At 64.7% G+C, this 6384-nt stretch carries 7 protein-coding genes; all 7 read left to right on the plus strand.

The genetic code is table 11. The annotated features are described in order from the left end of the window. Nucleotides 1-209 (plus strand): transporter substrate-binding protein (locus EN906_RS18675; RefSeq protein WP_164777230.1); only part of this gene is annotated, 209 nt, incomplete at its 5' end. After that, a complete protein-coding gene (locus EN906_RS18680) occupies nucleotides 206-823 on the plus strand; it encodes an ANTAR domain-containing protein (RefSeq protein WP_127268207.1) in 618 nt (205 codons plus the stop codon). The genes EN906_RS18675 and EN906_RS18680, both read left to right, overlap by 4 nt. A gap of 19 nt (nucleotides 824-842) precedes the next feature. After that, a complete protein-coding gene (locus EN906_RS18685) occupies nucleotides 843-1709 on the plus strand; it encodes an ABC transporter permease (protein WP_127387289.1) in 867 nt (288 codons plus the stop codon). Continuing rightward, on the plus strand, nucleotides 1706-2626 hold the full coding sequence (locus EN906_RS18690; RefSeq protein WP_127268209.1) for an ABC transporter permease: 921 nt from the start codon (nucleotides 1706-1708) through the stop codon (nucleotides 2624-2626). The genes EN906_RS18685 and EN906_RS18690 overlap by 4 nt, the downstream gene beginning before the upstream one ends. Before the next feature lie 34 nt (nucleotides 2627-2660). Continuing rightward, complete coding sequence (locus tag EN906_RS18695; protein WP_127272299.1) at nucleotides 2661-4304, plus strand: ABC transporter substrate-binding protein; 1644 nt, start codon at nucleotides 2661-2663, stop codon at nucleotides 4302-4304. After that, nucleotides 4294-5238 carry an acetamidase/formamidase family protein gene (locus EN906_RS18700; protein WP_127267604.1) on the plus strand — a complete coding sequence of 315 codons (945 nt, stop codon included), beginning with the start codon at nucleotides 4294-4296 and terminating at the stop codon, nucleotides 5236-5238. Before EN906_RS18695 ends, EN906_RS18700 begins: the two co-directional genes overlap by 11 nt. A gap of 211 nt (nucleotides 5239-5449) precedes the next feature. After that, nucleotides 5450-6384: ABC transporter ATP-binding protein (locus EN906_RS18710; RefSeq protein WP_206529122.1), on the plus strand; the 935-nt coding region annotated here is incomplete at its 3' end.

Genomic DNA, 6384 nt, shown 5'->3' on the forward strand with positions numbered 1-6384 from the left:
TCGCAGAACGCCGCTTCTCCACCCGGCTCGGGCCGATCGCCATCGACGCGCATTCCCAGCACGCGACGCTGCCGGTGATCATCGGGCGCATCGCGGATGGCTTCTTCGAGGTCGTCAGCCGCGAGGACGAAGTCGCGCCAGACCCGTATCTGTCGCGCTACGACCCGGCAAAAACATTCGGCCGCCCGCGCCTGAGGGTGGTGTCGTGACGAGAACCCCACGCATCCCCAATCTCGGCGGCGCCAGGGCCTTCATCCTGCACCGTCCGCACCCGACGGTGCAGGCGATCACCAGGCAATTGTCGGCCATCGGCCTGATCACGCTGGACTGCTGGCCCGAACTACCGCCCGAGGCGCTGGCGGCCGATTTCGTCTTCTTCGACGCCGATCTCGGCTTCGACGAGCAATTCCCGTGGAAGCCGGGCGAAGCGCCGATGCCGCTGGTGGCGCTGATCGGCTCCGAGGCGCCCGGCCGCATCGAATGGGCATTGTCGCACAAGGCCGACGCCCAACTCTTGAAGCCGGTCGGCAATGCCGGCGTCTACAGCGCACTGCTGATCGCAAGGCAAAGTTTCGAGGCGCGAAAACACCTGGCCAGCGAAATCGCCTCGCTTCGCCAGCGCGTCGCCGAGCGCCAGACCATCGTGCGCGCGGTGACGGCACTGGCGAAAGGCGCCGATGACGGCCGCGCCTATGCGCAGCTTCGCTCGCTGGCGATGAGCTGGCAGATCAGCGTCGAGGATGCCGCGCGGCGGATCGTGGCCATGACAAGTGAAGAAGCAACGGGGGAAGAAGGCGGCGATGACCAGTCCCATCGCGCCTGATCTCACCGCGCCAGGGCGCATGCCGGTCAAGCCGCGCGCCGGCGTCTGGCGCCGGCTGGTCAGGCGCCGTCTGGCACTGCTTGGGCTGGTGATCGTCGCCATTGTCGTTGCCGGCGCCGTGCTGGCGCCATGGCTGACAGGCTACGATCCCAACGAGCAGATGTTCGACGGCCTGACCATCGAGGGCTCGCCCTTGCCGCCGGATGCAAAATTCTGGCTGGGCACCGACCTGCTCGGCCGCGACCTGTTGACCCGCATCCTCTACGGAGCCCGCACCTCGCTGATCATCGGCATCGTCGCCAATGGCGTGGCGCTGTTCATCGGCACGCTGGTCGGTGTTGTTGCTGGCTATTTCCGCGGCTGGATCGGCAGTGCGCTGATGCGCTTCACCGATTTGATGATGGCCTTTCCGGCACTGCTGCTCGCCATTTGCCTGGCGGCGGTGTTCGAGCCGAGCCTGTGGATCGTCGCCATGGTCATCGCGCTGGTCAACTGGGTGCAGACCGCCCGCGTTATTTACACCGAGACCTCTTCGCTCGCCGAACGCGAGTTCATCGACGCCGAGCGCACCATCGGGGCGAGCGCACCGCGCATCCTGTTTCGCCACATCCTGCCGCATCTCCTGCCGACCATCATCGTCTGGGGCACGCTCGGCATTTCGACCACGGTGCTGTTGGAGGCGACGCTCTCCTTCCTCGGCATTGGCGTGCAGCCGCCGACCTCGTCCTGGGGCAACATCATCTTCGAGAACCAGACCTACTTCCAGGCAGCACCCTGGCTGGTGTTCTTCCCCGGTGCGGCGATCCTGGCGCTGGCACTGGCCTTCAACCTGATCGGCGACGCGCTGCGCGACATCCTCGATCCGACGCAAAGGGGCCGGGCATGATCGCCTATCTAGGCCGCCGCCTGATCCAGTCGCTGCTGATCCTGCTCGGCGTCTCGCTGATCACCTTCGCGCTGCTCTATCTCTTGCCGGCCGACCCGGTGCGCCAGATCGCCGGCCGCAGCGCCACGCCGCAGACGGTTGAGAACATCCGCCAGCAGCTCGGCCTCGACCAGCCCTTCATCGTCCAGTACTGGCGCTATCTTACGAAGCTCATCAGCGGCGATCTCGGCCGCTCCTACATCCAGCGCTCCGAAGTCACCGAGCTGATCGTCTCACGGCTGCCGGCAAGCCTGTTGCTGATGGTCGGCGCCATCCTGTGCGAGCTGCTGCTCGGCCTCAGCATGGGCCTGATCGCTGCCGTCAAGCGCGGCACCGGCACCGACCAGACGCTGATGGTCGCCTCCTTCGTCGGCGTCTCGGCACCGCAATTCGTCGTCGGTCTGCTGCTGCTCTACGTCTTTGCCGTGCGGCTCAGCTGGTTCCCGATCGGCGGCTATGGCACCTGGCGTCATCTCGTGCTGCCGTCGCTGACCATGGGCATACTCGGCGCCGGCTGGTACGCCCGCATGATGCGCTCGTCGATGATCGATGTTCTGCGTCAGGATTATGTCCGCACCGCCCGCGCCAAGGGCCTGGCGCGGCGAGCCATCCTTTTCCGCCATGCGCTGCCGAACGCCATCCTGCCGGTCATCGCCATGATCGGCATCGACATCGGCATCTTCATGGGTGGCATCGTCGTCGTCGAAAGCGTGTTCGGCTGGCCTGGCATTGGCCAGCTGGCGTGGCAGGCCATCCAGCGCGTGGACATCCCGATCATCATGGGCGTCACCCTGGTCTCGGCCTTCGCCATCGTGCTCGGCAATCTGCTGGCCGACGTCATCGCGCCCTTCATCGACCCCCGCATCAAGCTCAGATGAAAATGAAAACCAGACAGAGAAAGGGAACATAAAAATGAAAAAGTTTCTCGCTTCCACGGTAGCGGCATCGGCGCTGGCGCTGATGCTCGGCATGACAAGTGTTCGCGCCGAGGACACCGTCGATCCGAACGCCAAGCAGGGCGGCGCCATCACCATCACCTACAAGGACGATGTCGCCACGCTCGATCCGGCGATCGGGTATGACTGGCAGAACTGGTCGATGATCAAGAGCCTGTTCGACGGGCTGATGGATTACGAACCTGGCACCACCAATTTGAAGCCCGACCTTGCCGAGAGCTACGAGATCTCGCCCGACGGGAAGACCTTCACCTTCAAGCTGCGCCATGGCGTGAAATTCCACAATGGCCGCGAGATGACCGCCGACGACGTGAAATATTCGCTCGACCGCGTCACCAATCCCAAGACCCAGAGCCCCGGCGCCGGCTTTTTCGGCTCGATCAAGGGCTATGACGATGTCGCCGCCGGCAAGGCCGGGAGCCTCTCCGGCGTCACCGTCGTCGATCCCTACACGGTCAAGTTCGAGCTGACCCGGCCCGACGCCACTTTCCTGCATGTCATGGCCATCAACTTCTCGCATGTCGTGCCGAAGGAAGAGGTCGAGAAATACGGCGCCGATTTCGGCAAGCATCCGGTCGGCACCGGCGCCTTCAAGCTCGCCGAATGGACACTCGGCCAGCGCATCGTCTTCGAGCGCAATGCGGACTATTGGCACAAGGGCCTGCCGCATCTGGACAAGATCACCTTCGAGATCGGCCAGGAGCCGATCGTGGCGCTGCTGCGCCTGCAGAAGGGCGAGATCGATGTGCCCGGCGACGGCATTCCGCCGGCAAAATTCCAGGAGGTGATGGCCGATCCGGAGCAGAAGGCGCGCGTCGTCGAAGGCGGCCAGCTGCACACCGGCTATGTCACCATGAACACCACCATGGCGCCGTTCGACAATGTGAAGGTGCGTCAGGCGGTCAACATGGCGATCAACAAGGCGCGCATCATCCAGATCATCAACGGCCGCGCTGTGCCGGCCAACCAGCCGCTGCCGCCGTCGATGCCGGGCTACGACAAGGAGTACAAGGGCTATCCCTATGACGTCGCCAAGGCCAAGGCGCTGCTTGCCGAGGCCGGCCATCCCGATGGTTTCGACACGCAATTGTTCGCCATGAACACCGATCCCAACCCGCGCATCGCTCAGGCGATCCAGCAGGATCTGGCGGCGATCGGCATCAAGGCCAGCATCCAGTCGCTGGCTCAGGCAAACGTCATTGCCGCCGGCGGCGACAAGGCCGGCGCACCGATGATCTGGTCCGGCGGCATGGCCTGGATCGCCGACTTCCCGGATCCGTCGAACTTCTACGGCCCGATCCTCGGCTGCGCCGGCGCGGTGCCGGGCGGCTGGAACTGGTCGTGGTACTGCAACAAGGATCTCGAGGCCAAGGCGGCCGAGGCCGACTCGGTGGTCGACCCGGCCAAGGCCGGCGAGCGCGACAAGATGTGGAGCGCCATCTACGACAAGGTGATGGAAGACGCGCCCTGGGCGCCGGTCTTCAACGAGCAGCGCTTCACCATGAAGTCGACGCGCATGGGCGGCGCCGACAACCTCTATGTCGACCCGGTCCATATCCCGATCAACTACGACAATGTGTACGTAAAAGATGTGCAATAACTGCGACTACACCATCCACGGGCGCCAACATCATTTCGGCTGGGACAATTCGTTTGTCCCGGCCGAGCGGGTGGCGCCCGGCTCGACCATCGAGTTCCAGTGCCTCGATTCCTCCGGCGGCCAGTTGCAGGCCGACAGCACGGTCGCCGACGTCGCCAGGCTCGACTTCGCCACCGTCAATCCGGTGACTGGGCCGATCTTCGTCGAGGGCGCCGAGCCGGGCGATGCACTGAAGGTGACGATCGAGATGTTCAAACCATCCGGCTTCGGCTGGACGGCCAACATTCCCGGTTTCGGGCTGCTCGCCGACGACTTCAAGGAGCCGGCGCTGAACATCTGGAAATACGACGCCGTCTCGCTCGAGCCGGCGCTGTTCGGCAAAAATGCGCGTGTGCCGTTGAAAGCCTTCGCCGGCACCATCGGCAACGCGCTGGCGGAAAAGGGCCACCATTCGGTGGTGCCGCCAAGGCGCGTCGGCGGCAATCTCGACATCCGCGATCTCGCCGCCGGCACCACGCTGTACCTGCCGGTGGAAGTGGCGGGCGCACTGTTTTCGGTCGGCGATACCCATGCCGCGCAAGGCGACGGCGAGGTTTGCGGCACGGCGATCGAAAGCCCGATGGACGTCGTGCTCAAGCTCGATCTGGTCAAGGATGCCAGGCTGAAGACGCCGCGCTTCACCACGCCAGGCCCGGTGACGCGCCATCTCGACGCCAAGGGTTATGAGGTGACGACCGGCATCGGCCCGGACCTGATGGCGGGCGCCAGGGAAGCGGTCGCGCAGATGGTCGACCTGCTCGCCGGGAGGTACAAGATCGACCCGGTCGAAGCCTATATGCTGGCCTCTGTGTGCGGCGATCTCAGGATCAGCGAGATCGTCGACATGCCGAACTGGGTGGTGTCGTTCTATTTTCCGCGCTGCGTGTTTGAATGATGTCAAGTCGGCGCTGCACCCCCCTCTGTCCTGCCGGACATCTCCCCCTCAAGGGGGGAGATCAGATGTCACTTCGGCTTTCGCCAATCTCTAATGTTGCAAGGGGGAGCGCCGGCCCACGTGACGGCCAATCTCCCCCCTTGAGGGGGAGATGTCCGGCAGGACAGAGGGGGGCGTGCCGGAATAAACCTCTCAGAACTTTGCCTTTGCAATGACCTCAACCCCCAAACCCGTCCTCGACATCGCCAACCTCTGCGTCAGCGTGCGCGGCGAGGACGGCGAGCGCGAGGTCGTCTCCGACCTGTCGCTGACGCTGGCGCGTGGCGAGACGCTCTGCATTGCCGGTGAATCCGGCTCCGGCAAATCGATGACCGCACTGGCCATCATGCAATTGCTGCCGCAGCCGGCGGCGCGCATATCGTCTGGGAAAATCCATCTGGGCGATACAGATCTGACGACTCTCGACGAGCGCCGGATGCGGCGCATTCGCGGCGACCGCATCGCCATGATCTTCCAGGAGCCGATGACCTCGCTCAACCCGGTGCTGTCGATCGGCCGGCAGCTCACCGAATCCATCGAGGCACACACCAGCCTGTCGCAGGGCGAAGCTCGTCAGCGCGCCATCGAGGCGTTGAAGGCGGTGCGCATTTCAGAGGCCGAAAGCCGGCTAAAGCAGTTTCCGCACGAACTGTCCGGCGGCATGCGCCAGCGGGTGATGATCGCCATGGCGCTGGCGCTCGAGCCGGACGTGCTGATCGCCGACGAGCCGACGACGGCCCTCGACGTCACCGTGCAAGGCGAGGTGCTGGAGCTGCTGCGCGACCTGCAGCGCCAGCACGGCACCAGCGTCATCCTGATCACCCACGACATGGGCGTCGTCGCCGAAATGGCCGACCGCGTCATCATCATGCGGCATGGCCGCATGGTCGAAGAGGGAAGAACCGCTGACATTTTTGCCAGGCCGCAAGCCGACTACACGCGCGAACTGCTTGCCGCCGTGCCGCGCATCGGCAGCGGTATCGGCCGCCAGAAATCCAGGGATGTCGAGGCGGCGGCGCCGGCCAATGTCGCCGAGGTCAAGGACCTGCATGTCCGCTTCGACCTGCATGGCGGCTTCTTCGGCCGGGTCACCCGCCGCGTCCACGC

It is taken from the genome of Mesorhizobium sp. M7A.F.Ca.CA.004.06.1.1 (assembly GCF_003999135.1).
GTDB lineage: Bacteria > Pseudomonadota > Alphaproteobacteria > Rhizobiales > Rhizobiaceae > Mesorhizobium.

What these genes read in the sequence shown, in the direction of transcription:
- EN906_RS18685 (WP_127387289.1), top strand. Translation starts at nt 843, where the DNA reads ATGCCGGTCAAGCCGCGCGCCGGCGTCTGGCGCCGGCTGGTCAGGCGC.
- EN906_RS18690 (WP_127268209.1), top strand. Translation starts at nt 1,706, where the DNA reads ATGATCGCCTATCTAGGCCGCCGCCTGATCCAGTCGCTGCTGATCCTG.
- EN906_RS18695 (WP_127272299.1), top strand. Translation starts at nt 2,661, where the DNA reads ATGAAAAAGTTTCTCGCTTCCACGGTAGCGGCATCGGCGCTGGCGCTG.
- EN906_RS18700 (WP_127267604.1), top strand. Translation starts at nt 4,294, where the DNA reads ATGTGCAATAACTGCGACTACACCATCCACGGGCGCCAACATCATTTC.